Source organism: Amycolatopsis sp. NPDC049868, assembly GCF_044461365.1.
Taxonomy (GTDB): Bacteria; Actinomycetota; Actinomycetes; order Mycobacteriales; family Pseudonocardiaceae; genus Amycolatopsis.
Genome location: NZ_JBITKV010000011.1, coordinates 29,224 through 54,275, shown reverse-complemented (window position 1 = coordinate 54,275; position 25,052 = coordinate 29,224). Strand labels below are relative to the sequence as shown.

The window sequence follows — 25,052 nt, the reverse complement described above, 5'->3', positions numbered from 1 at the left end:
GCTGATCACGCCGCCGATCGCTCCTCCACTGGCCGGTGAAAGATCGCCACGAGGGCGAACCAGAACAAGATGCAGATGCCGGCCGGGGCCAGGAACGACTCGGGAAGCACGTCTCCCACGAAGGAGTACGAGGCGAGCCAGAGCCCCGTGATCGTGCCGACCACCATGACCGGCCAAGCCCTGCTGACCAAGGAACTCGACACGATCCACACACCGGCGAGCACATGGCCGCCGAGCCGGACCGCCCAAGCCGTGTCGTGCGGGACGTCGTTGATCATCAGAATGCCGGCGAGCACGTCCAAGGCCACCCATCCGTAGCCGGCGGCCTTGGCCCACGGTGCCGCCTCCAGGCGCGAGACGAGGAAGAACAGCACGAGGGGAAGAAGTGCCACCGCGCGCAGGCTGAGGTAGTGCCGTCGAGAATCGAGCATTGAGGAAGTCCTTACTCGCAGGTCTCGTCGCCCGGGATGAACCGATCCACGGCACAGCTGGGTTCCGTGCCGCCGGCCGCGGGCAGGGGCCGGTCAGCGGGTCGCGTCGAGGGTGGCGAGGGTCTGCGCGTCGAGGGTGATCGCGCCCGCTGCCAGGTTCGCTTCGAGGTGGGCGGCGGTGGCGGTGCCGGGGATGAGGAAGGTCTGGGGGCTGTGGTGCAGGAGCCAGGCCAGGCCGACCTGGGCCGGGCTGCACTCCAGTCGTTCGGCGGCGGCGATCACGGCGGGTACGTCGGTCACCTTGGCCATACCCGGGATCGCACCACCCAGCGGGAAGTAGGGCACCCAGGCGATCTGCTCCTCGGCGCAGAGCTTGAGCAGGTCCTCGTCGTCGCGGGCCACGAGGCTGTAGGAGTTCTGCACGCACACGATGCCCGCCGGCAGCGCCCGGCGCGTCACATCCGGGGAGACACTGCTCAGGCCGATAGCCCCGATCTTGCCCGCGTCGCGCAGTGCGGTCAGTTCCGCGAGCTGGTCGTCGAGGTCGACCTTCTGCTCGTCGGGGAAGGGGATGGTCATCCCGGCGTCCATACGGCGCAGGTTGACCACCGGGACCTGCTCCATCCCGAGCGAGGTGAGTTCCGCTTCGACACTGGCCCGCAGTTCCTCGGGGCGCTGGGCCATCCGCATCGGGAACGGTCCGTTGTGGTCGGTGACGGCGCCGACCTTGGTGACGACCAGCACGTCGTCCTCGGGCCGCAGCGCCTCGCGGATGAGGCCGTTGACGAAGCCGTCGCCGTAGAAGTGGGCGGTGTCCACGTGGTCGACACCGAGGTCGAACGCGTGACGCAGCAAAGCGATGGCCGCCGGACGGTCGTCATGCAGGCGCTCCAGCTGCATCGCGCCGTATCCGATGCGGGACACCGAGCGGCCGGCCAGCCGACCGGGAGTGGTTTCGAGGGGCATGGCTTCCTGCTCCTGTGAGAGACTGGGCGTATACGGAGGACCCTCCGTTACTTCTGACCATAGCACTAACGGAGGGCCCTCCGCTTTGCCTTCGTCGTCACACCCCCGAACCCCGGACCCTGCCGAGCCCGCCGGCCGGCCGGTCCGCCGTGATGCGCGGCGCAACCGCGAGAAGCTCATCGCCGTCGCCCAAGCCGCCTTCGCCGCCGCCGAGGGGCCGGTCTCCCTGGAAGGCATCGCCCGCCAGGCCGGCGTCGGCATCGGCACCCTCTACCGCCACTTCCCCACCCGCGAGGATCTCGTCGACGCCGTCTACGCCAGCGAACTCGACGCCGTGACCGCGAGCGCCCCCGACCTACTCGACCAGCACCCGGCCGACATCGCCCTCCGCGCCTGGATCGGCCGCTACGCCACCTTCGTCGCGACCAAACGCGGCATGATGGACACGCTGCGCACCGCCGTCGCCTCCGGGCGCATCGCGGCTCCCTCGCGCGAACGTGTCGCCGCCACCATCGCCACGATCCTCGGCCAGGGCGCCGCGACCGGCACTCTCCGCACGGACGTCGACCCCGATGACGTCGCCACACTGCTCGTCGGCGTGTTCGCGGCCATCATCGACGGCGCATCTCAAGAGCGGACCGATCGCCTGCTCGATCTCCTTGTCGATGCGGTGCGCCCGAAAACCGGTTAACTGATCACGATGTCCGATGTGGACGCGGCGGCTCCGAACGGCATCGCCGGATAGGCCGTACGGATGCATCGACCGGCAGTTTCCGCGCATTCGGTCGCGTCGGCGACTGGTGGCACATAGTTTGCAACTGGCGCACTTGTCCGTCCATAAGTAACCGGGGAGAGCGGCCGCTCACCCCGGCGAATCGTGCTCGGCAGGGGCTTGCCGCCTCGACCGTGGATGGCCAGGTGCTCCTTCTGACCGACGCCACTCTCCTTGCCCAGTAAGGGATTCAGCATGCGCAAGTGGATGACCAGATTACTCGTGGCGGGCGTGCTCGCCACGACCGCCGCGACCGCCGTCTCGGCGGTCGGCACGGCCGGTGCGGCCGACGGTGTCTCAACCGCGGCCGCCGAGTCGACGTTCCCGCTGGCCGACCCGGACACCGTCCAGGCGAAGGACGGCTCGTACGTCACTTACGGCACCACGGTCGGCGCCGGTGTCGGCGCCCGGTGCGGTGTGACCGGCAAGCTGTTCGTGCCGGTGCTCGTGCACGGCTCCGGCAATACCGTCGGTGTGGGTACCTGCGCGTCGGCCGACGCACTGCCCAACGGGCCGGGCAGCTGGGCGGAGGGCAACATCTGGGCACCCGGCGTCGTCCGCTTCGGCGACACCTACTTCATGTACTACACCGCGTCCAAGCGGGGCAGCGGCCAGAAATGTCTCGGCCGCGCCGTCTCGGGCAGCGCACGGGGGCCGTTCACCAACCCCGTCGAGTGGGCTTGCCCGGACAACGGCCGCTGGGCCATCGACGCGAACCCGTTCGTCGCGGGCGGCGCCATGTACGTCGCCTACCGGGACGACGCGATCACCTCGTACCCGGAGACCGGCATCTCGGTCGTGCGCACCCAGTCCAACGGCATGGCGGACTGGGCCACCCGTCGGGACGCGTTGAAGAGCACCGACATCGGCTGGGAGACCATCCGGATGAGCGGCGGCACGCACGTGATCGAGAACCCGTCGATGTTCAAGTCCGCCGACGGTTACTGGTACCTGGCCTATTCCGGCAACAACTGGGACAGCGCACGATATGCGACCGGCATCGCCAGGTGCGGCACCGGCCCGATCCCGTCGACGCGCTGCACACCGCGGCAGAACGGGGTCGAGCGGCCGTACTTCGGGTACACCGGCACCGGGGGCCTCAACCCCTACCGCGGCCTGCCCGGTAACCACCCCGGCCCGGGCGGGATGGACTTCTTCCAGGCAGCCGACGGCCAATATCACGCGGTCTACCACTGGTGGAACGGCACCAGCCGGTTCCCGATCGTGGCGGTGGTCCTCCGCAACGACGGCGGTTTCTACCTCAGTTAGCTGAAAGGGTTTTCCTTGTGGGTGAACGGCGCGTTCATGAACGCGCCGTTCACCCATGCCTGCGTTCACGGAGTCGCAGTTGCCGTTGGCTTCGGGGTGGTCGGTTTGGTGAACCATCCGGCGTAGGTGAGCAGCAGTCCCATCACGGCCAGAAGGCCGAAGAAGACGCGGGCCAGGATCACTCCGGTTGGCGAGAGCATGGTGGCTTCGGCGCCCGACTCGATCGTCGAGGGGACGACGATCAAAAGGAATCCTCGTAGGGCGACGAACCAGCCGAACAGTGACACGGTGACCGCGAGCGGTCCGCGCCAGCTGCGGTGGCCGCCGATGATGACCAGCCCGGCACCGAGCATGAGGGCGCCGAGCAGCAGAACCAAGGCGGGCTGGGCGAACAGGTTGTCGACGATGTCCAGCCCTTCGGGCAGACGGATCGCGTAGACGGTGGTGAAGGTTGCGACATAGGGCCCGATGACCCGGGCGAAGGTCCGCGTGCGTTGTTGCGCTTCGACGGTGGCGGTGGACACGGGTGCTCCTTGTCTTCGGGTACGCGGGGTTACCGGGTGCGGTCGACGGGCCGTCGCCGATCCGCGTCGGGGCGGTAGCCGATCTGGTGAAGCACGGCGCGCAGGAACTGCTCGACCTCGTCGGCCGTGCCGGTGTCCGGCCGGACGGCGAGGTGTTGCCAAACCGCGCCGGTGAGCAGGTCCAGCAGGACGTCCGGATCGCTGTCGGCAGGCAGTTGCCCGCGGTCGCGAGCGCGTTCGAGCACGTCCCGGCGGGCGTGGTCGCGGTGCCGGCCGAACTGGTCGTGGTACGCGCAGGCGAGCTCCGGATGGTCCTCGATCGCCCCGTAGAGACGGCGCAGGAGGCGGCGTTGTCGCGGGTCGGTGAGGACGAGAACCCACCCGGCCACCAACTGCTCCACGTCGCGGATCTCCGGGCTCTGCGGAGGATTGCCGTAAGCGGCCTCCACCGTGGCGATCAGGAGCCGGGTCTTGTCCGGGAACCGCCGGTAGACGGTGGCCCGGGTGACCCCGGCTCGTCGAGCGACCTGCTCGATGCTGGTCGCCTCCGCGCCGCGCTCGATCAACAGCTCCAGCGCGGCGCCCAGGATCGCCGCGTCGGCTTCCTTGCTCCGCGGACGGCCAGGTGCACGGTCTTCGGCTTCCACTCTCATTACAATACAGTACTGATCCGTATTGAAAAAGCCGGGACTTCCTGATGGCGAACGGACGCAAGACCGTCGTCTGTTCGGGTCTTGCCGGTGAGTGTGCGGTCAGCGACTGTGAGTACTGGTTGTTTCGGGTCGTGTGGTGTCGGGGACACGCGCTGACCTTCAGGGGGGCTCGTCGACGATGCGTCGCGTCACGGTGGTTTTCTGTCTTGCCCTGCTCATGAGCGTTTCCGCACCGTTCGCCGCGGCGAACGCGACTCCGCGCGATGTGGCGGCGCCGAGCATCGACCACGTCTTGTACTGGAACGAAGTACTGCTCGACGTCTTCCGGCGTCAGACCGGTGAGAGCGCGGCGCCGACACGGCTGGCCAGGTCGGCGGCCATGATGCACGGCGCCGTCTACGACGGGGCCAACTCGGCGCGGTGCGCGACCGCGACCGGATGCCTCGGGCAGCCGTATCTGACGCGGGTGCCCGTGCCGTCCGGTGCCGCTCCCGATCCGAGCAGCGCGATCGACCGCGCCGCCTACAAGATCCTCACCGGCCTCTACCCCGGCAGTCCGGTCGACTTCACCGCGAAGCTGGCGACGGCGCAGTCGACGATTCCCGACAGCGTCAGCCAAGAGCAGCGAGACCAAGGCGCCGCGATCGGCGAGCGGGCGGCGGCGGTCATGGTCGTGACCCGGGCGAACGACCACTCGAACGAAACCGTCCCCTACACCCCGGGCACCCGGCCCGGCGACTGGCGGCCGACCGGCTCCGGTGACGCGCTCAACCCGAACTGGGGTCTGGTCCGGCCGTTCACCATGGACACACCGAACCACTTCCGCCCATCACATCCCGAAGGGGCACAAGACATCGGCGAGCTGCTCGCCTCCCCGACCTACCAGGCGCACGTGGCTGAAGTCCGCGAAGTCGGCAAGCTGAACTCACCCTCACGCAGCGCTGACAAAACCCAGGCCGCACACTTCTGGGCCAACGATCTCGACGGCACCTACAAGCCACCTGGCCAGCTGCTCGAGCACACCGCGATCATCGCGCGGCTCCTGCCGGGACAGGATCAGTTCGGCAATGCCAAGCTGTTCGCCTTGGTGTCACTCGCCCTCGCCGACGCCGCGATCGCCGCCTGGGACGCGAAGTTCCGGACCGACATCGACCTCTGGCGTCCGGAAACCGCGATCAAGCTGGCCACGACCGATCCCGACCCGAACTGGCAGCCCGAGTCACGGCGGACCGACGGCACCACCTTCTCGCCACCGTTCCCCGCGTTCCTCTCGGGCCACGCCACCTTCGCCGGAGCGTGGGCCGGGGTCATGAAACGCTACGTCGGCACCGACAACTTCGGCTGGACGGCGACCACGGACGACCCGTTCGCGCAGGGCATCACCCGGTCCTTCGGCACGTTCAGCGACGCGGCCAGGGAGAACCAGCTCAGCCGGGTATGGCTGGGAGTCCACTACCGCTTCGACGGCGAGTACTCGTTGCCCACTGGCGACAAGATCGCCGACTGGGTGACGCGGAACTTCCTCGGCACTGATTCGACGCTCGGCCTGGACTCGTTCGCGCGGACGGTGACCGCCGGATTCGGCCCGGCCGAGGCCGGCGGCGATTGGTGGGTCGGCGGCCCCGCGACCGACTACGCCGTACGCGGCGGAGCCGGCCGGATCACGATGCCCTCGGCCGGCGCGGGACGCAGCGCGTACCTGAACCGGATCCGCTCGACCGACACCGACTTCGCCGCCAGGATCAGCACCGACAAGATCGCCACCGGTAACGGGACCTACATTTCCGCCGTGGGGCGGAAAGTGAATGACGCGGGCACCTATCGGGCCACGGTCGTCCTGCGCCCGGACGGCAGCGTCCGGCTCGGACTCCGCCGTTCCGACGGGACGGGCGCGGAAACACCACTCACCACCGACCAGCAGATCGCCGGGCTCACCTACCAACCCGACAGCATGCTGCGGATCAGGCTCCAGGTCACCGGCACCTCGCCGACCACCTTGCGTGCCAAGGTGTGGGCGAACGGAACGGCCGAACCCGGCTGGCAGGCAACCGTGACAGACCAGACCGCCGCGCTTCAGGGCGCCGGAAACGCCGGCCTGCTCACCAACCTTTCCGGCTCGGCCACCAACGCGCCGCTCACCGTCTCCGTGGACGACGTCTCCATCTTCCGCACGACCGGGTAAGTCCGGATACGATGCGGCTGCCGCGGAAACCAGGGGGAAAGATGTCAGGTCGCTCCGACATCGACGTGCTGCTGCGCATCATGCCCGACGATCACGGTGCCGACGAGCGCGTCGACTGGGCAGCGGCCGAGGCTCACCTGGGTACCTCCCTGCCCAGTGACTACCAGGCCTTCATGGCTGTCTACGGCGGTGGAGCCGTCGAGAACCTGGTCATCCTTCCGCCACTGTCCACAGGCGACAGCTGGTCGGGATCGATCGCCGAGCACACCAAGCAGTTGCGCGATCTATGGGACATCGAGGGAGGCGTCCCTGGTGCTCCCCCGGGCGCGGACCGGGTGCTGCCCTGGGGAACCGGATGCAACGGCGACGAGCTGGGGTGGCTGATGACCGACCCGAACCCGGACCGGTGGCCGGTGGCGGTCTGGCGCCGTCACGAATCACCGGCTTGGGCACTGTTCGAGTGCGGCATGGCCGGGTTCATCCGCAGGCTCATGACGGCCGATTTCGACAAGTGCCCGCTCAGCGATCTGTCGCTGTGGGGACGCGTGAGTTCCTTCGTCCACCATCAAGAGCAGCACCGGCGATTCCAAGCGGGCCTGGACCCGATGACCGGCGAGCCCGATCCCTACGCCGGCATGTTCGCTTGAACGGACATCGGCCGAAAACGTCGCTCGCGGGTTCTTTGTTTCACGCTGTGAGCTGAACCTCTGTCGCCGTAAGGTCCGCGGTGAGCAGACTGGAGAGATGGACCTGGGTTTTCGTGGTGAGGTGGCCGACTTCTATCACCGGTTTCGGCGTGGTTATCCGCCGGCCGTGATCGACTCACTGGTCGAGATGTTCGCGTTGACAACCGATGACGTTGTGGTGGATCTGGGGTGCGGAACCGGCCAGTTGACCCTGCCGATCGCCGAGCGGGTGCGGTCCGTGGTCGCCGTGGACCCGGAGCCGGACATGCTTCTCCGCGCTCGGCGCGCCGCGAGTGAGCATGAGGTGACCAACGTGAGCTGGATGGTCGGGTCGGACACCGATATTCCCACGCTGGGCACCCTGATCGGCGATGGACGCCTGGGGGCGGTGACCATCGGACAGGCACTGCACTGGATGCGCCACGAGGAGTTGTTCCGCGCGGTGGTTCCGTTTGCCCGGTCCGGTGGCGGTGTGGCCGTGGTGACCAACGGGACACCGTTGTGGCTGCAGGACACGGCGTGGTCCCGCGCTCTGTGTGGCTATCTGGAGGACTGGCTCGGCAGCAAACCGACCCGCACCTGCGGTACCGACGACGCCAGCCAGCGGCGATATCGCGACAGCTTGATCGCCGCAGGCTATGACACGGCGGTCGTCAGCGTCGACTACTCCGACGAGCTCAGCGCGGAACAGATCGTCGGTGGCGTTTATTCGGCGTTGCCCGTCGCCCGCATTCCTCCCGCGGAACAACGCCCGCGCTTCGCTGAGCGACTCGGCGAAGTACTCCAGCCCCACCAACCGTTTGTCGAGCAGATACAGGTGACGATCCTGATCGGCCGGATCCCGTGAGACAAGCGCGCCCACCTCAGTGCCAGGCTCAGCAGGCGCCGTTCTGCACCGGATAGTGGATGACTACCGCACCACCGGTGGCGTAGTTGGCGACATCGGCGGCCACCTGCCTGCCCTGCGGGGATTCCCTCGCCGCGGTCATTGCCGCGGCGTCAGCGAACTCGGCCTCGAAAACCGCGAAGTACGGCGCCTGTCCCTGCGTCGCCGCCACCTCGAAGCTGTAGCGCCACGCGAGCAGGCCGGGCATGCGCGTGACCAACGGGAGGTGGTTGTTCACGTAGTAGTCGCGGAAGTGGTCGGGATCGGCGGGCTCGGGATACAGGACCACCAACTTGTGCACAACAGCCTCCGTTCAGCAGCACCCCCAGGAGCGCGCGATCAACGCGAGGCGGACAGTAGATCAGACGCCACGCCAAGATCAAGTGCGATGCGGATGAGCCGATCGCCGGACCGGTGACCCCGCTCCGCCGGAATGGCCGCTGTCCAGGTGGCCGGTGGCGCACTCAAGAAGCTCCTCGCCGCAGAACGAGCGACCAAGGTCTCGCGCGCGATCGAACTCGCGGCGAAAAACGCCAAAGGTTGGCGTGCTTCGTTCGACGCGCTGCGCCAAGGCAAGAACAGCGGCGTCAAAACTGTGTCGACCGTCGCCGACCTGCGGACACTGTTCGACCATTGGACCGCAGGTGCGCAGCGGCTTCCGGGCCGGGGATAAGATTCCCGACGTGTTCACGCTGCAAGACGGCACGACGATGCAGTGGCGCCCGACGTCCAAGACTGGTGGCGAGACAATCGACATCTTCCCAAGCGGCAAGAATGCGTTGAGGGTGCGTCTCGATGGATGACCCGCGGGCGCGGGAGATGCGTGAGATCGAACGAGCCGTGGCGCCGACGCTCGACAGGGGGCTCGACGACTGGGTCCCGGTCGACACCCTGATCTGGAACTCGGCGACCGCGAACTCTGCGCCACCACCGTCACCGTTATGGCCAGAACCGATGACGACATGATGACCATCGCCGAGGCGCTGCGCGGCGATCTCCGGGTGATGCGGGTCTACACCGAGACCAAGCAGGAAGCCTATAAGCGCTTCAGCGCGCTATTCGCGAGTCAGCCGGAACTTCTGGAGCTGACAGGGCCGGAGGCCCTGCCGGCCGTGGTGACCGTCATACCGATGGACCAGACCGAGCCGGACGCTCTCGCCGACCAATTCCGCACTCAGTTCCCCGCCGCGCAGTCCGTCAAATCCAGTACTGAGTACCTCAGCAGACTTGGAGTGTCGCAGATCCCCGACCAGACCTGCCCGTCCAGCGGGGAGCGCCCCTGGCCGACCATCTGACCGATCACCCCGACAACCCGCACGTTGCCATCCACCGCTTACCGGGACGGGTCGTACCGGCTGTTCTGGGCGTCCCACCGCAGCGCCAGACGCACCTTGCTGAGCACATCCGCCCAGTACTGGACCTCTGACCACAGGTGTCGGGTTGCGGAGGAAGCTTGGTCGCGCCGTCGAGAACTTCGGTACCCGTCAGGCTGTCGTCGTAGAGCGTGAGCCCCGCCTCGCCTCCGCGGTCATCGAGGATGTCGGCGACATGGCTGCTGACCAGACGCGCGACAGCATCCGCTCAGCTCCATCGAGCGGGCGGTCGCGATAGTGACGCAGGTTGCCGAACAAGAAGCGCCCGCCATTCAGCGTTGCCGAAACCCCGCCGAAAGTCGACCCGGTACACCCCCCACCCCCGGAAAGCCCGGCTCACCGCCATGCGCGGCAAGACATGCGCGACACTTCCTGAGTGATCACGATGCAGCCCGTTCTGGAGGTTTACGCGACAGATGGCTTCGCCCTCTGGCCTGTCGCCGAGGTCGAATCGTTCGGCTATCTGGCGCTCAGCGGAGAGCTCACGCCCCTTGAGGTTGGGACAGCGGTGATGCACATCGCCGGCTGCAACGACATCGACCCTGAGGTCGACGGCCGCCCGCCCCGCCCCGCCGACCCGCTGAGGTCGTTCCTGCACGGTCTGCTCACCTATGACGCGCTCTTCGCGGCCGGCGGCTTGAAGGTGACAGATAGCGTGACGGGCGTGGCGTTCCTGCCGGGCTGCTGTAACGGTCTGGAGGATTGGCGCGAGTGGTACCAGGTTCTCGAGGGCGACGGGCTGGTCGGGTTCGGGCACGATCCTGATCCTTGTGCCGAGCGCCACGGCGAGACTGTCCGGCTGACCGTCGACGCTGAGCTGAGTGGCAGCCCGGTGATCGATTTGCCTGCCGCTGATGTCCGGCGTCTTCTCGCCGGAGTCGAGCACGACCTCGCCGGTTTCCTCGCGCTGGCAGCCGTCTGGGCCGGCCAGAACTTGCCCCGCCACGCCGTCCCGGTCATCGCGGCCCTCGCCCGTGCACTGGACCTCCCGCTACCCGCCGATGTGTCGGCCAGGAACCTGGAAGCGCACACCGACACTCACTTGACTTGACGCAGAGATATCGAGGCGCAAGACCGCTTCGGGGGCCCGTCCATCCCTTTCGGCGCCCCTGCCGAGCAGTACCTGACCTACCGGTCCCGTCTCGACTCACCTGCGGCCGGTTCGAACCCGCTTCTGGCCAGGGTCGATCCCGGTCACGAGCCCCGCGGCTCGGCAGAACGAGCGCGACGGACCGCACTGGAAGACCAGAGCACTCGTCGACTGGGCAGCGGGACGCCCGTTCGCCCCACGACAGGGCCTTGCCCCGCCCGAAGAGCCAGACCGAATGCGACGGCCATCTGCCAGTCGGCCGGGCGCCGTTCTCTCATGCCGCTGATCGGTCGTCACGGTGTGGTGGGGCGGTCAGGCGGGGGTTGGAGGGATTTCCATGTGAGTTCGGGGAGCGGGCCGCTGGTGATGTCGAGGTCCGCGCGGGCGTGGGCGTAGAACTCGTTGCGTAGTCGCATGGCGTTCCGGTAGGCGTTCGTGAACGTGGCTGTGTCGGGGTGTTCCTCGCGCAGGATGTGTTCCAGTTGCCACACCTGCTCGCTCCATGCTCGTGCGGCGGAGATCGTCGCCGGTTCGCCGAGGAGCAGGACGGTCTCCCATCGTGCGGCTCGTTCGGTCTCGCCCTCGGCGAGGTCGGTGAATGCGGAGTCGAGGTCGATGGGCTGGCCTGTGGGCAGCAGCTCTTGGGTCTCCGCGATCCGGCGGCACAGCCGGACCATGTGCTTGACCGCGTTGGCGTACTCCGAATATGCGAGCAGGCGCTTGTCGTCCCACCGGGCGGACTGCGTGCGCCGCCAACGGGCTCGCTCGGTGAGGGAGGTGACGACGAACGTGGCGGCTGAGCCGAGCAGGACACCGGCGATGGTCAACACCTGCGCAACGATCGGGTTCACAGATCACAGCCTGCCATCTCCCAGGACGTCCTACCTACCCATTCGGAGATGGCGACAACAGAGGCTCGCAGCCCCGCCGACCGGGCAGCGCACGCTCATGCCGGGCAGATGTTCGACGTGACCGTCACGGTCCGGCGGTTGGATCGTCGAGGTCGAGCGCCGGCATCGCCGCTATGTCCGGAGCCCAGGTGCCGCAGAACCCCGGCTGGACCGCGAGGTCCACCAACTCGATCCGGGCTCCGATGCTGTCGAGACGGTGGTAGGTGAAGGAACGACCGTAAGGGCAGGAGTCGAACTCGATCGGTGCGCCTCCAGCCACCAGGCGCTGGCTGTCCGCCGTGACGTCCTTGGACCAGTAGCCGATGTGGTCGAAGCGGGAACCGTCGGTCGCATCCCACGGACTACCGGCTGAGCCCTGGATAACCTCGAAGAACGGCGGCCCCTTGACGGAGAACACGATGCTGTAGTCCCAGTCCCCGAGAGTGCCCGCGCGGATTGGACTCCAAGCCACGCCCAGAGTGCGGGTGAGGTCTTCGGTCGCCCGTCCGATGTCCTGAACGACGAAGCACAGGTGGTAGAAGGAGTTCACCCGCCCTGTCTACCAACTCCGCGATGTACGTGACCGCCTCACCGAGACGCCGCCACATGTCCCGGTCATGCCGCTGATCGCACGCTCATCCCGATGAGTGCGCTACTGCTGGGGCGGGTTTCGCACTGAAGCGTTGTCGGTCGGATTCGAGGCGCTCGGCCAGTCGAAGGGTGTCTTCGATAGCGCTCGAAGGGGCGCTTCGATGCGGATCCGGCAGTGAACGTCAATCAGTTCACGCGAACGAGTGAAAGCTCTTCAGGCTCTGTGCGGCTGCCGGGACTATGGCGGCACCTTTGGCCGAGTGACGTGATCTGGGGAGTTTTCGTGTCGTCTGACGCACTGCACCGCACTGTTCTGGTGGTGGACGTGGAGCAATTCAGCGGCCGGAAGAATCCGGAACAGAGGAATGTACGCGACGCCGTCTATGCGGCCTTGGCTCATGCGCTCGGCTCGTACTGGAGCGCCTGTCGTCACGAAGACCGCGGTGACGGTGTGTTTCTTCTGGCGCCGGCGGATGTTCCGAAGCGGCTGTTCGTCGAGCAGGTGCCCGGTCGCCTGGTGAAAGCGTTGAACAGGCACAACCGGGCGCACGGGACCGGCGAGCGGATCCGGTTGAGGATGGCGGTACACGCCGGGGAAGTTCTGCTCGACGCGCACGGCGCGACCGGCGTCGCGATCAACCACACGTTCCGGTTGCTCGACGCGTCGCCGTTGAAGGAGGCCCTCGCCGGGTCGGCCGGTGTGCTCGCGGTGATCACCTCCGACTGGTTTTTCCGTGAAGTGGTCTGGCACAGCGCTGCTGATGAGACCCGCTATCGGCCCAAACGCATCCGGGTCAAGGAAACGGGGACGGTGGGGTGGATCTGCCTGCCGGACGACCCTTACCCGCCCGACGTCAGCCAGGCGGAGTGGCCGGAGGACGTCTGCCCCTATCCGGGTCTGCGTGCGTTTCAACCAGACCAAGCGCGGTGGTTCTTCGGCCGCGAGGCGACCTTGTCGGTGTTGATGGACAAGATCGATCACCGCAGCGGGCCGGTCTTCGTCGTCGCGCCGTCCGGTGTCGGCAAGTCGTCGCTGCTTCGGGCAGGCGTGATCACCGCGGTGGCCGACAGCGGGCGCCCGTGGTTGTTGCTCACCCCGGCAAAGGAGCCCTGCGAGACGCTGGCACAGCAGGTCGCGCAGCTCATCGACGGCAACGTGGATGGCGTGCTCTCGGCAGTCAGATCAGATCCTGCCCTGCTGGCAAGCATGCTGCCTGACGGGACTGTCGTCGTGGTGGACCAGTTCGAAGAGGTGTTCACCCTGTGCGCCGGCGAGGCCGAGCGGCGGCGTTTCATCGCCGCACTGATCGCGATACGTGCGGTTCTCGGGGTGCGGGGCGACTTCTACAACCACTGCCTCGCTGACGATCAGCTCGCGACGTTCCTGCCGGCAAGCCAGTTCAACCTCCAGGCGATGACTCCGGCCGGGTTGCGAGCGGCCATCGAGCGGCCGGCTCGGCAGATCGGCGTCGACGTCGAGCCGGGTCTGGTCGAGATCCTCCTGCACGAGATCGGGACGGACGCGGGCGGGCTCCCACTGCTGGCACACGCATTGGCCGTCACCTGGCAACGGCGTACGGGCGACAAGCTGACCTTGGCGGATTATGACCGGGCCGGGCGGATCCAAGGCGCGATCGTGGCCACCGCGGACGAGGCCTACGCGCGTTGTTCCACGGCCGAGCAGCGTGTGATCTTCCAGCACATCCTCATGCACTTGGTCGTGGTCAGGCACGACGCGCCGCCTGCCAGGCGGCGCGCGGATCCGGCCGAACTTGTCAAGGGTTTCGACGCACCGCGGACCGCTGAGACAGTTCTCGGCTGGCTGATCGAGAAACGTCTGGTCACGCTGGACGACAACGCCGTCGAGCTTTCCCACGAAGTGTTGCTGCGGGCGTGGCCGCAGCTCGGCACCTGGATCGAGACGGGCCGCAACGATCAGGTCATCCGGCAGCAGTTGATCGAGGCCGCCGAACAGTGGGAGCGGGAAGGGAAACCGGTCGGATCGCTGTATCGCGGCGGTCGGCTGGCCATCGCAAGGGGCTGGCAGTCCAGGAGTGAGCACCGCGCCGCCCTCACGCCGCTCGGAGCGGCCTTCCTCAGCGCGTCGATCCGGCACGAAAGCCGGCGGGCCGGAGTTCGTCGAACCGCGGTCACCATGTTGGCCGTTCTCGGCCTTGTCGCGTCCAGTGCCGCTGTCTACGCCTTCCAGCAACGCGACATCGCCCATGAACAACGTGACGCCGCGATCTTCAACAAGGTCACCGCCGAGGCGAACCGGATACGGGGCATTGACGTGTCGCTGGCGGCCCAGCTCGATCTCGTCGCCCACCGGATGCGCCCGGCCGATCTGGATACGGGCACCCACTTGATCGTCGACGCGAACGCGCCGCTGTCCGCCACGTTGCCCTCGGGCGCCAAGGAAGTCAGCGTGGTGGCGTTCAGTCCCGATGGGCGAACGCTGGCCACCGGCAGCGGCAGCGGTGACCGACTCGTGCGGTTGTGGAACGTCGCCGATCTGACCCGCCCGGTGCTGCTGAGCGAAACCATCAGTCACGGCGAAGCAACCCGTGCGCTGGCGTTCAGCCCGGACGGACGCACTCTGGGCACTGGCGGCGCTGACCACACGGTGCGGCTGTGGAACGTCACCGACCCAGCCCGCCCTGGAGCGCTCGGCCTGCCGATCACGGGGCACACCAAGACGATCTGGTCGTTGGCGTTCAGTCCTGACGGGCGGACGTTGGCCAGCGCGGGCGACGATCGGACCGTACGGCTGTGGAACGTCACCGACCTCGCCCAGCCCACGGCACTCGGCCCACCGATAACCGGGCACACCGACTCCGTCTACTCCGTGGCGTTCAGTCCTGATGGCCGGACTCTGGCGACCGTCGGCGATGACCGGACAATGCGGCTGTGGGACATCGCCGCGCCGGACCGAGCCAAACCCCTCGGGCCACCGTTGACCGGACATGTTGGGGCAGTCCATTCGCTGGCGTTCAGTCCCGATGGACGGACGCTGGCGAGTGCGAGCAACGACCGGACGGTGCGGCTGTGGAACGTTGCCGACCCGGCTCGCCCGGTGGCGCTGGGCCGGCCGATCACGGGGCATGCCACCGCAATCCGGTCGTTGGCGTTCGGGCCCGACGGGCGGACGCTGGCCACCGGCGGCGATGACTACACCGTGCGGCTGTGGGACGTCAGCGATCCAGCCCGCCCGGCGCGCATCGGTGCGCCGATCACCGGGCATGCCGACGGCGTCCGGTCGATGGCGTTCAGCCCGGATGGCCGCATCCTGGCCACCGCCAGTGGCGACCGGGCGGTAAGGCTGTGGAACATACCCAACACTGTCCTAACCGGACATACGAGAGAAGTCAACGCGTTGGCGTTCAGCCCGGACGGGCGCATCCTGGCCACCGGCGGCGGCGACCGGACCGTCCGGCTGTGGACGCCGGCCGATCGGCGGCAGCTGGGCCTGCCGCTCACCGGCCACCAAGACGACATCAAGGCCTTGGCGTTCAGCCCGAATGGCCGCGTGCTGGCCACCGGCGGCCTCGACCGGACCGTGCGACTGTGGGACGTCACCGATCCAGCCCGCCCGGCGCCCATCGGCGCGCCGATCACCGGGCATGCCGACGGCGTCCGATCGATGGCGTTCAGCCCGGACGGCCGCATCCTGGTCACCGGCGGCGATGTGAAGGACGAGAACACCGCGCGGTTGTGGGACGTCGCCGACCCGGCCAAACCCGTGCTGCTGACCCGGATCGTGATCGGACCGGACGCCAACGCCTTGGCGGTGGCGTTCAGCCCGAACGGAAGAACTCTGGCGACGGGCACCGAATACAGCGACGTCTCGGTGTGGTTGTGGAACATTTCCGATCCGGCCAAACCCACGTTGCTGGCCGGCCCCCTCAAAGGGCACCAGGACGATATACGCCGGGTCGCGTTCAGCCCGGATGGGCGGACATTGGCCAGCGGCGGCAACGACGAGCAGGTGCGGCTGTGGGACGTCACCGATCCCGCGCACGCCACACCGCTCGGCGAACCCCTTGCCGGCCACACCAACCCCGTCTTGGGGGTGGCGTTCAGCCCGGATGGGCACACGGTGGCCAGCAGCAGCGGCGACAACACCGTGCGGCTCTGGCGGACAGCCGACCGGACACAGGTGGGTCAGCCGCTCACCGGACACCAGGCCGCCGTCAAGACGGTGGCGTTCAGCCCCGATGGCGCCACCCTCGCCAGCGGCAGCGATGACCACACCGTGCGGCTGTGGAACATGACCGTGCCCCAAGCCATACACAGCATCTGTGCCATCACGGGGAACACACTCACTCGCGAGATGTGGGACAAGCTCGTGTCGGCTGAGCTGCCATACAGCCCGCCGTGTTCCTGAGACAGGTGGCGGGTACACCATTTCGCCACGGAAGAGCACGGGAGAAGTGGACGACGACCGGCCACGGTGCCAGTGTCGAGCGGTCGAGAAGTCTCGATTCATTGCGCTAGAAGGGATTTCTCATGCCGAAGGTGGCGACTCAAGCGTCCGTGTCGCTGGACGGTTTCATCGCCGGTCCGGAGAACGGAGGGTTTGAGTACCTTTTCGCGTGGTGCCGCGCCGGCGATGTCGAAGTGCCCACCGCGATGCCGGGCCGGTCGTACCAGGTCTCCGAGGCGTCCGCCGACTATGTCCGTGACATGATCGACGGCTATGGGGCCCTGGTGGTCGGGCGAAACCAGTTCGACGGCATGGACGGGTGGGGCGGACAACACCCCATGCGCGTGCAGGTCTTCGTGGTCACTCATTCGGTGCCTGAAGGCTGGGCTCCCGAAAGCGCCGAGTTCGTCTTCGTGACCGAGGGCGGCGTCAAGGCCGCCATCGACCAGGCCAAGGCGGTCGCCGGTGACAAGACCGTCGGCGTGGGCCCGGGCGTGGTAGCCCGCGAAGCGCTGGAAGAGGGATTGCTCGACGAGGTCCGCATCGACCTCGTGCCGTTCATGCTCGGCGATGGAGTCCGTTTCGTGGACGCCCTCGGCGCCGCTCCCATGAAGTTCGGCGATCCCCAGGTCATTCAGGGCACGAGGGTCACGCACCTCATCTATCCCGTGGAGACCAACGGATAGCCACTCAGCGAAGTATGGCCGCCACCAGGTCGGACCCCAGCTCCGTCAGGCTGGGCAGATTGGCGGTGTAACGGACATATCGGCCCCTCCGTCTGGCCGTGAGCAAGCCCGCGCGACGCAGGGCGGCGAGGTGGCGTGAAACCTCCGGGGACGAAAGTCCCCAGGCGTGGGCCAGTTCGCCGGTGGTGTGCGGGCCGCGGGCCAGGGTGCGCAGCAGCCGCAGTCGTACCGGATGCGCGAGTGCCTCCAGCCGTAGCGTGACCACTTCCAGCGACACCGGCTCCGATGGACTCGCCTCGGCGACGGGGTATTGCACCACCGGCTGCCACCCGGGCGCGTGCACCACCACCAGATGCGGGCGGCCGAAGACGCTGGGGACGAAGGTGACCCCTGAGCCGCGGGCGGCGGTCGCGTTGTCCTGCAGTTTGTCCACGACGATGCACCTACCGTCCGGCGCCAGGGTCACGGCGCCGGAGACCGACGCGAGTGCCGCCCCGATGCCCTGGCGCTTCAGCAGGTCGCTCTTCAGTCGCAGGTCGGTGGCGAGCCGTGCGGCGACGCCCGTCCAGGCCGCGTCGAAGAAGGCCTCAGCGCACTGCTCGAGGGTGTCGCGCACCCGCGCCCGCACGGCGGCCGGATCCGCGAGCAGCCGTTCCGCGAAGGCTTCTTGGAGCGCGCCGCGTGCTTGGGCCAGGTCCAGGGCCCGCTCGCGCGCCGTCGCGTCGGCGAGCGGCGACGGCGCGGCGAAGTGGACCCTGTTGCTGCCGCACGTGGTTACGAGCGCGGCGGTCACATAGGTTTCGTCGTCGATCTGGTCCACCTCGTCCAGCTCCTCGGCGAGGGTCGGCCGGGGACGAGCGGGGACCAAGAAGTCGGCTCGTGAGGAACGCCAGAGGAACTCCGCCTCCCTGAGCCGTTCGGCCAGTTCCGGCCGCAGCCCTGCCCAGACATCCCCGGCCCAGCCGGCGAGCTGCGGGTGATGCCCGGGTTCGGCCAGCACGTGGAGCATCGCGGTCAGCTCGGCCAGCGGCGAGGCGGCGAACCGCAGTCGCTCGGGCGGCAGGCCGTCGATGTCGATCCTCAACGTCATCCCCTCATCATCGTCGGCCGGATCACCGGCGACCGCGTCGGTTGACGGTGTCCGTCAACCGACGCGGCGACCCAGGCGGCCGACCGCACCGTTGACGCCATGGCAACCACCACCAAGATCCGGCCCCGCGCCCTCGTCCGGGCTTCCGGAGGCCCCCGCTACGCCATCGCCCTGGCGGTGGACGCGCTCGGCACCGGCCTGCTGCGGCCCTTTCTCCTGCTTTATGGGGTGACGGTGCTGGGCCTGTCCGCACCGGCGACCGGTATCGCCATGACCGTCGGCATCGTGGTGGGCCTGGTGTGCATGCCCGCGGTGGGCCGATGGCTGGACCAGGGCGCGCGCAGCACGGTCGTGGCCGCGTCGATGCTGGTACGGGTGCTGGGTGTCGCGCTGCTGCTCGCCACACCCGCGGGTCACGTCTGGCTGTTCGCGACGGCGGCGCTCTTCCTCGGCATCGGCAACCAGGCCTGGCCTGCCGCCCACGCGGCTCTCGTGGCCACGGTCGCTCACGGCCGGGAACGCGACGCCGCTCTCGCGGCAGGCCGCGCTCTGCGCAACGCCGGCCTGGGGGTGGGTGCGCTCCTCGCCACCGCTTGTCTGGCGGGCGGCACCACCGCGTTGCAGGCGCTGGCAGCCGTCACCGGGCTCGCCTATCTCGCGGCGGCGACGTTGGCGTGGTCGGTCCACGTGCACGCGTATCCGGCCGCTCCCCCGGCCGAAGACAGCGACGACGGGACCGCACCCCGGATGCGCGCCCTGTTGGGCGCCAACGTGATCTATGTCTTCTGCCTCAACATCCCCGAAATCGCGCTCCCCCTGGTCCTGGTGACCCAGTTGCACGCCTCCCCGGTGTGGTCCGCGGCCATCTTCGTCGCGAACACGGTGCTGGTGGTCACCCTGCAGGTTCCGGTCACCGTCCTGTTGTCCCGTTTCTCCCGGCGGACCGTGCTGGCTCTCGCCGGCGTGGTGCTCACCGCGTCCTACCTCGGTTTCCTCGCGGCCACCTCGCTAGGCGACGGCTGGGGTGCTCCGGCCGTCGCCGCGGTGTCCGTGGTCTGCACCCTCGGCGAGATCATCTACGCCGGCAGCGCCACCGCGCTCGTCACCGCCCTCGCCCCGGTCCCTGTCCTGGGACGCGCGCTCGCCCGCTTCCAGCTTTCCACGGGCTTCGGCCTCGCCGTCTCGCCCGCGGTCATCACCGCTCTCGCGCCCCACGGTTCCGCCGCTCTCTGGGGCAGCCTCGCCGCCGCGACGCTCCTCTCCGCCTTCGCCGTTGCCGTCGAAGGACGAAGTTCCCCTTGACCGCCGACAAGTCAAGGGGCTGGTCGGGGTGCTCTCTGATGGGCGGCGGTGGCCGTTCCCGGCAGAGTTGATCTTGTCAGCAAGATGCCCAACCGCCGTGGCACACCTCGAAAACGCCGTTTGGTGTGCCGGGCCGAACGGCTATGTTCGCCGGATGAACTTCCTTGATCATGTCCTTCTGGGAGTGCGCGATCTCGACGCGGCGGCGGACCGGTTCCGTCGCGAGTGGGGCCTGGGAACCGTGCCTGGCGGATCCCCGGTTCCGGGAGTCGCCAACGCGGTTGTTCCTCTCGCGCCACCGGTTTATCTGGAACTCGTCACCGCCACCGACGCCGACGCGAGTGAGGCCGCGGCGCGATTGGCGGCCCTCACCGCGGCGGGAGACCGGCTCTTCACCTGGGCGATCGAGCCGGACGATCTCGACGCTCTCGCAACGGGTTTGGCGGTCGAGCCGTTGAGCGGCGGCGGAGACACGGGGCGGTGGCGCTCGCTTGGCGAGGTCGAACAGGGCCGGCCGTTCTTCATCGAATACGACATCGCTCGCGCAGACCGCGTCGAGGGATGGCAACGCGCGTATGCCAAGGCGGCGCATGACTGTGCGCCTGGCCGAGTGACGTATCTGGAGGTCGGCGGCGACGAGTCCGAGATGCGGCACTGGGTGGGCGAGGTCGATGTGCCGCTGCGTGTGGTGGGTGGCGAACCACGTCTTGTGGCAGCGGGGATCGCCACCGCACGAGGGGAAATCCTGCTGCGCTGAGCCGGTGGACGGGCTTTCGGCACTCGCGACCGGGGACGAAGTGCCCATGGCGCCGGGGCGCAGGCCCCTGAACACGAAGGTAGACGGCGTCTACGTTCGGTGGTGAGACCGAGAGGACTTTCGCCGAAGGAGACGGAAACATGGCAGCTCACCCCTCGCCCCGCGAACGCCTCGAAATCCGGTGGCGAAAGCCCACTCGTGACCATCCACAACCTCGGTCGTACCGTCCTCAATGGACGGATCCGGCGACGACGTCGCCCGCATGACCGGCACACGGTGAATCGAACCGCGCGTGTTCACAGAACATCGGGCTCGTCGTTGCCGACCGCCCGGATCGCCCGGCGGACCGGCACGAACGAGATCAGCACCAGCCCCGCGAAGAAGAACACCACCAACGAGATGATCGCGTACCGATAAGACCCGGTGGCTTGGGCCATACCCGCGAACAGGAGCGGGCCGAGCCACGACGTCGCCCGCTCACCGACCTCGTAGACCGAGAAGTACTGCGCCTCCCGGCCTGGCGGGATCATCTGGCTGAACAACGATCGGGACAGCGCGTTCGTCCCGCCGAGCACCAGCCCGATCCCCGCGGCCAGCAGGAGGTACTGCACCACCTGGCCCGGCTGGACGAAATACGCCGAAGCGACCACGAGCACCCAGACGGCCAAGCTCGCCATGATGGTCTTCTTCGCGCCCAGCCGCTTCGCGACCAGCCCGTGCAGCACCCCGCCCGCGAACGCGACGAACTGGACCACCAGGATCGTCGCGATCAACACCGTGTCGGAGAACCGAAGCTGCTCACTGCCGTACTGGGCCGAAACGTTGGCCACCGTGGAGATCCCGTCGGTGTACACCAGATAGGTCCCGAGGAACGCCAGCGTCAACGGGAACTTCTTCGCCGCCCGCAAGGTGCGCCCGAGTTCGCGGAACCCGGCGGTGAACACCGAGCCCTGCTCGTGGCGCGGCGGCGCCGCACGGCCGCGCAAGGCCCGCAGCGGGATTATCGTGAACAACGCCCACCACAACCCGGAAGTCGCGAAGGCGATCTGCGCGGAGTTGGCCGTGCTCAACCCGAGCGCGTCGTGGAAGACGTACACGCCCAGCTGCAACGCCAGCGCCAGCCCGCCGCCGAGGTAACCGAACGCCCAGCCGCGGGTGGACACGCCGTCTCGCTCGTCGGCCGTGGCGATCTCGGGCAGGAACGAGTAGTAGATCACCACCGACGTCCCGTACCCGATGTTCCCGAGCACGAACAGCACCACTCCGAGCTGCCAGTTCGCATCGGCGACGAACGCCATCCCGGTCGTCGCCGCCGCTCCGCCGAACGCGAAGACGGCCAGCATCCGCCGCTTGGCCTGAGCGCGGTCCGCGAACGCGCCCATGATCGGCAGCACCAGCACCTGGATCACCGTCGCCACCGAAAGGAGATAACCCCAGAGGGAACCGGCGGGGAAGTTCAGCCCGAACACCCCGATCGCGCAGTCTCGCAGCTTGTCCCTGGTCCCCTGGGCGTCGGCCGGGCAGGGGTTCGGGCCGTTGAGGGCGGTGTCGCGCAGCGCCGCCTCGGCCGCCACCGAGGTCAGGTAGAGCGCCCCGAACACCGTCGTGACCGACGTCGGGAACACCGAGTTGGCCCAGTCGTACCAGACCCAGCCCCGTTGCTCGCGCCGTCGGACCGCGTCACGTCCGGTCTCGTCCACCGTGGCCATCGTTCCTCCGCGAACTCGTCCGGGGTTCCCGAAAGAATGGGTCGCCGGAGGTCACCTGGATAGGGACGTTGTGGCCCCAAAGCCGACGACTTTCGGCAGTTACGCATTGTGGCGATGGAAGGGAGAACGACATGGTCAGCAGCGCTGTCTTGACCTTCGACCTGTCCGTGGAGATTCGACGGCCACCGGCGACGGTGTTCGCGTTGCTCGCCGATATCCAGGACTTCGAGCCGATCCCGCGTGACGCCGTCGTGACGCTGGTGAAGGAGCCGAGCGGACCGACCGAAGTGGGCACGCGCTGGCACGAGAGAGTCAGGCTGGCCCCGCACATATGGCTCCACGTGGAGAATCTCGTGTCCGAAGCCGATGCACCGCATCGCCTCACGATCGACGCCCGCAGCTCCTGGATGACCGCACATTTGACGTACGAAATCGAGCCCGTCGCTGACGGAAGTGTTCTGCGTCAACACGAAACCCTTCGCCTGCGCGCACTTCCGCGGTGGCTCGGCCCGTACATCGAACGCCGCCTGCGGCCACGGCTGCACCGACGGCTCAGCGACATCAAGGCGATCCTGGAAGCTCCGCCCAGCTCCGGAACGCCCTCGACGGCCTGACGAACACGGCGCGGGATCAGCCGGCCAACCGCAGGGGCGGCACGCCCGCGGCCCAAGTGTCACGCTTGTACCGCAGCAGCCGCTCTTTCAGGTCCTCGTGATCGGTTTGCCGATCCGGTGGAACGGGCGCGGCGAGCGGCCCGGCCGCGGACTCGATCGCGGCCACGAACCGGGCGACCTCGGCGGGCGACGGCACGAGGTCACCACCGAGGTAGGCAAGCACCAGCAGGTCTTCCCCTGAGTGGGTTTCCATGGCGAAGGCCCAGCCGTGCCCCTCGTCCCACAGGAGGGCCGTGTCCCGGCCAGGACGCCCGGGCAACCGCACGTCCAAGGCGACATACGCCGACGCGGGGTGATCGAGATCCACCGCGCAGGACTCCACCCCCACCCCGACCGCGACGCTCACAGCGGCCAGGTAGCCGGCCAGCCCGCACCGCAGGTCGTGGTCGGCCTCGATTCCGGTAAGCAACGAGATCACCTCTGTCGGGATCGGGACGTCGACCGGTCGCTTCGATCCGGCCTCTCGGCCCAGACCGTATGAGTCGGCGACGGTCGCAGGATGGCGCCGTACGGCCCTCGACCGAAGGACTTTCGTCCCCCTCTCGAGATCGCCGGCGCCGAAACGTTCCCGTCGGGACCCGTGGCTGTCTCGGACGGGACCAAGGACCCTCTCGCCGACCGGCCCGCGGATCGGATGCTGCCTTGGTCAACATCGTCCGCGCGAGCAGGAGAACCGGATGAATGCCCTGGACCTGGCCCGATGGCAATTCGGGATCACCACCGTGTACCACTTCATCTTCGTCCCGTTGACCATCGGACTGTCCTTTCTGGTCGCCGGGATGCAGACGGTCTGGGTCCGCACAGGGGACGACCGCTACCGGCGGATGACGAAGTTCTGGGGGAAGCTCTTCCTCATCAACTTCGCCATGGGCGTGGCGACCGGCATCGTGCAGGAGTTCCAGTTCGGCATGAACTGGTCCGACTACAGCACCTTCGTCGGCGACATCTTCGGCGCGCCCCTCGCGATCGAGGGTCTGCTGGCGTTCTTCATGGAGTCGACGTTCCTCGGCCTCTGGATCTTCGGCTGGGACAAGCTGCCGAAGAAACTCCACCTGGCCACCATCTGGATCGCCTCGATCGGCACGGTGCTCTCGGCGTACTTCATCCTGGCCGCGAACTCCTGGATGCAGCACCCGGTCGGCTACGAGGTCAACCCCGTCACCGGCCGCGCGGAGCTGAAGGATTTCGGCGCCGTACTCACCAACTCGACCGCCGTCGGCGCGTTCGCGCACACCATCACCGCGTGCTTCCTCACCGCCGGCATGTTCGTCGTCGGGATCAGCGCCTGGCAGCTCAAGCGACGGCGCGACACCGACGTCTATCGACCGTCGATGAGGATCGCGCTGATCACGGTGCTGATCGCCGGTTTCGGGGTCGTCCTCACCGGCGACCTCCAGGCCCGGCTGATGACCGAGCAACAGCCGATGAAGATGGCCGCCGCCGAGGCGCTTTACGACACCGTCGCCCCGGCCTCGTTCTCGTTGTTCACCATCGGCTCGCTCGACGGATCCGAGGAGAAGTTCAGTATCCGGGTGCCCGGCCTGCTCTCCTTCATGGCCACCGGGAGTTTCGACGGCCGCGTAGAGGGGATCAACGACCTTCAGGCCACCGAGCAACAGCAGTACGGTCCCGGTGAGTACCGGCCGAACATCCCGGTCAGCTATTGGACGTTCCGCCTGATGATCGGCTTCGGCTTCCTCTGCATGCTCCTCGCGATCGCCGGCCTCTGGCTCTTCCGCCGCGGCCGGACACCGCGAGCCCGCTGGTTCTTCCCCGCCGCGACCGCCGCGATCGCCCTGCCCTTCCTGGCCAACAGCGTCGGCTGGATCTTCACCGAAATGGGCAGGCAGCCCTGGTCGGTGTTCGGAGTGCTCAAAACCGCCGACTCGGTGTCCCCGACGGTCTCCGCGGGCGCCGTGCTGACCTCGCTGATCGTCTTCACCGTGCTCTACGGCCTGCTCGCGGTCGTCGACGGCTATCTGATGGTGCGCTACGCCAAGGCCGGCCCGCCCCCGCCCGCCGCGCCGGAAACCGATTCCGACGAGCCGCGCCCCGCGGCCTTCGCCTACTGAAGCCGCCCCGGACCTGGAGACCT

At 68.0% G+C, this 25,052-nt stretch carries 25 protein-coding genes; 15 read left to right on the top strand and 10 right to left on the bottom strand.

Going from position 1 to position 25,052, the window contains the following annotated elements; genetic code table 11:
• Positions 1–5: 5 nt before the first annotated feature.
• Both ACIBTM_RS34645 and ACIBTM_RS34640 read right to left on the bottom strand, forming a co-directional pair.
• On the bottom strand, positions 6–431 hold the full coding sequence (locus tag ACIBTM_RS34645) for a hypothetical protein (protein ID WP_395881362.1): 426 nt from the start codon (positions 429–431) through the stop codon (positions 6–8).
• A gap of 93 nt (positions 432–524) precedes the next feature.
• On the bottom strand, positions 525–1,397 hold the full coding sequence (locus ACIBTM_RS34640; protein WP_395881361.1) for an aldo/keto reductase: 873 nt from the start codon (positions 1,395–1,397) through the stop codon (positions 525–527).
• 85 nt (positions 1,398–1,482) lie between these two features.
• Here ACIBTM_RS34640 and ACIBTM_RS34635 point away from each other — a divergent pair, with 85 nt between their 5' ends.
• Positions 1,483–2,088, top strand: coding sequence for a TetR/AcrR family transcriptional regulator (locus ACIBTM_RS34635; protein ID WP_395881360.1), 606 nt, complete (start codon positions 1,483–1,485; stop codon positions 2,086–2,088).
• 288 nt (positions 2,089–2,376) lie between these two features.
• Positions 2,377–3,438, top strand: coding sequence for a family 43 glycosylhydrolase (locus tag ACIBTM_RS34630; RefSeq protein ID WP_395881359.1), 1,062 nt, complete (start codon positions 2,377–2,379; stop codon positions 3,436–3,438).
• A 65-nt stretch (positions 3,439–3,503) separates the two neighbouring features.
• On the opposite strand, the gene ACIBTM_RS34625 is transcribed toward ACIBTM_RS34630, so the two are convergent.
• On the bottom strand, positions 3,504–3,962 hold the full coding sequence (locus tag ACIBTM_RS34625) for a hypothetical protein (RefSeq protein WP_395881358.1): 459 nt from the start codon (positions 3,960–3,962) through the stop codon (positions 3,504–3,506).
• A gap of 29 nt (positions 3,963–3,991) precedes the next feature.
• Positions 3,992–4,615, bottom strand: coding sequence for a TetR/AcrR family transcriptional regulator (locus ACIBTM_RS34620; RefSeq protein WP_395881357.1), 624 nt, complete (start codon positions 4,613–4,615; stop codon positions 3,992–3,994).
• 217 nt (positions 4,616–4,832) lie between these two features.
• Between ACIBTM_RS34620 and ACIBTM_RS34615 the strand changes: the two genes are divergently transcribed.
• From ACIBTM_RS34615 to ACIBTM_RS34605, 3 genes are all read left to right on the top strand, one after another.
• A complete protein-coding gene (locus ACIBTM_RS34615; RefSeq protein WP_395881356.1) occupies positions 4,833–6,797 on the top strand; it encodes a vanadium-dependent haloperoxidase in 1,965 nt (654 codons plus the stop codon).
• A 41-nt stretch (positions 6,798–6,838) separates the two neighbouring features.
• On the top strand, positions 6,839–7,444 hold the full coding sequence (locus ACIBTM_RS34610) for an SMI1/KNR4 family protein (RefSeq protein ID WP_395881355.1): 606 nt from the start codon (positions 6,839–6,841) through the stop codon (positions 7,442–7,444).
• 97 nt (positions 7,445–7,541) lie between these two features.
• A complete protein-coding gene (locus ACIBTM_RS34605; RefSeq protein ID WP_395881354.1) occupies positions 7,542–8,330 on the top strand; it encodes a class I SAM-dependent methyltransferase in 789 nt (262 codons plus the stop codon).
• A 28-nt stretch (positions 8,331–8,358) separates the two neighbouring features.
• Here ACIBTM_RS34605 and ACIBTM_RS34600 read toward each other — a convergent pair whose 3' ends face one another.
• Positions 8,359–8,670 carry an EthD family reductase gene (locus ACIBTM_RS34600; RefSeq protein WP_395881353.1) on the bottom strand — a complete coding sequence of 104 codons (312 nt, stop codon included), beginning with the start codon at positions 8,668–8,670 and terminating at the stop codon, positions 8,359–8,361.
• A 132-nt stretch (positions 8,671–8,802) separates the two neighbouring features.
• Between ACIBTM_RS34600 and ACIBTM_RS34595 the strand changes: the two genes are divergently transcribed.
• The 4 genes from ACIBTM_RS34595 to ACIBTM_RS34580 all read left to right on the top strand — a co-directional run bounded on the left by ACIBTM_RS34595 (position 8,803) and on the right by ACIBTM_RS34580 (position 10,793).
• Entirely contained in the window at positions 8,803–9,042 is a 240-nt protein-coding gene (locus ACIBTM_RS34595; protein WP_395881352.1) for a hypothetical protein, read from the top strand.
• 122 nt (positions 9,043–9,164) lie between these two features.
• Positions 9,165–9,335, top strand: coding sequence for a hypothetical protein (locus ACIBTM_RS34590; protein ID WP_395881351.1), 171 nt, complete (start codon positions 9,165–9,167; stop codon positions 9,333–9,335).
• The gene (locus ACIBTM_RS34585; RefSeq protein WP_395881350.1) at positions 9,311–9,664 is read left to right on the top strand and encodes a permease-like cell division protein FtsX; all 354 of its coding nucleotides are present in this window, start codon (positions 9,311–9,313) and stop codon (positions 9,662–9,664) included. The genes ACIBTM_RS34590 and ACIBTM_RS34585 overlap by 25 nt, the downstream gene beginning before the upstream one ends.
• A gap of 454 nt (positions 9,665–10,118) precedes the next feature.
• Complete coding sequence (locus ACIBTM_RS34580; RefSeq protein WP_395881349.1) at positions 10,119–10,793, top strand: hypothetical protein; 675 nt, start codon at positions 10,119–10,121, stop codon at positions 10,791–10,793.
• Positions 10,794–11,125: 332 nt separating this feature from the next.
• Here the strand turns inward: ACIBTM_RS34580 and ACIBTM_RS34575 are convergent, their stop codons facing one another.
• Positions 11,126–11,683 carry a hypothetical protein gene (locus ACIBTM_RS34575; protein ID WP_395881348.1) on the bottom strand — a complete coding sequence of 186 codons (558 nt, stop codon included), beginning with the start codon at positions 11,681–11,683 and terminating at the stop codon, positions 11,126–11,128.
• A gap of 124 nt (positions 11,684–11,807) precedes the next feature.
• Positions 11,808–12,272, bottom strand: coding sequence for a VOC family protein (locus tag ACIBTM_RS34570; protein ID WP_395881347.1), 465 nt, complete (start codon positions 12,270–12,272; stop codon positions 11,808–11,810).
• A gap of 324 nt (positions 12,273–12,596) precedes the next feature.
• On the opposite strand from ACIBTM_RS34570, the gene ACIBTM_RS34565 reads away from it, so the two are divergent.
• Both ACIBTM_RS34565 and ACIBTM_RS34560 read left to right on the top strand, forming a co-directional pair.
• Positions 12,597–16,700, top strand: a complete 4,104-nt coding sequence (locus ACIBTM_RS34565) for a hypothetical protein (protein WP_395881346.1) — start codon at positions 12,597–12,599, stop codon at positions 16,698–16,700.
• 122 nt (positions 16,701–16,822) lie between these two features.
• Positions 16,823–17,425, top strand: a complete 603-nt coding sequence (locus tag ACIBTM_RS34560; RefSeq protein WP_395881345.1) for a dihydrofolate reductase family protein — start codon at positions 16,823–16,825, stop codon at positions 17,423–17,425.
• A gap of 4 nt (positions 17,426–17,429) precedes the next feature.
• Here the strand turns inward: ACIBTM_RS34560 and ACIBTM_RS34555 are convergent, their stop codons facing one another.
• Positions 17,430–18,515 carry a DUF5937 family protein gene (locus tag ACIBTM_RS34555; RefSeq protein ID WP_395881344.1) on the bottom strand — a complete coding sequence of 362 codons (1,086 nt, stop codon included), beginning with the start codon at positions 18,513–18,515 and terminating at the stop codon, positions 17,430–17,432.
• 99 nt (positions 18,516–18,614) lie between these two features.
• On the opposite strand from ACIBTM_RS34555, the gene ACIBTM_RS34550 reads away from it, so the two are divergent.
• Positions 18,615–19,817, top strand: a complete 1,203-nt coding sequence (locus ACIBTM_RS34550; RefSeq protein ID WP_395881343.1) for an MFS transporter — start codon at positions 18,615–18,617, stop codon at positions 19,815–19,817.
• 154 nt (positions 19,818–19,971) lie between these two features.
• A complete protein-coding gene (locus ACIBTM_RS34545; RefSeq protein ID WP_395881342.1) occupies positions 19,972–20,574 on the top strand; it encodes a VOC family protein in 603 nt (200 codons plus the stop codon).
• A gap of 296 nt (positions 20,575–20,870) precedes the next feature.
• Here the strand turns inward: ACIBTM_RS34545 and ACIBTM_RS34540 are convergent, their stop codons facing one another.
• Entirely contained in the window at positions 20,871–22,283 is a 1,413-nt protein-coding gene (locus ACIBTM_RS34540) for an MFS transporter (RefSeq protein WP_395881341.1), read from the bottom strand.
• Between the two features lie 131 nt (positions 22,284–22,414).
• On the opposite strand from ACIBTM_RS34540, the gene ACIBTM_RS34535 reads away from it, so the two are divergent.
• Positions 22,415–22,897: an SRPBCC family protein gene (locus ACIBTM_RS34535; RefSeq protein WP_395881340.1), complete on the top strand. Its 483-nt coding sequence runs from the start codon at positions 22,415–22,417 to the stop codon at positions 22,895–22,897.
• 16 nt (positions 22,898–22,913) lie between these two features.
• On the opposite strand, the gene ACIBTM_RS34530 is transcribed toward ACIBTM_RS34535, so the two are convergent.
• Positions 22,914–23,375 carry a DUF6292 family protein gene (locus tag ACIBTM_RS34530; RefSeq protein ID WP_395881339.1) on the bottom strand — a complete coding sequence of 154 codons (462 nt, stop codon included), beginning with the start codon at positions 23,373–23,375 and terminating at the stop codon, positions 22,914–22,916.
• A 259-nt stretch (positions 23,376–23,634) separates the two neighbouring features.
• Here ACIBTM_RS34530 and ACIBTM_RS34525 point away from each other — a divergent pair, with 259 nt between their 5' ends.
• Complete coding sequence (locus ACIBTM_RS34525; protein ID WP_395881338.1) at positions 23,635–25,029, top strand: cytochrome ubiquinol oxidase subunit I; 1,395 nt, start codon at positions 23,635–23,637, stop codon at positions 25,027–25,029.
• Positions 25,030–25,052: the final 23 nt, after the last annotated feature.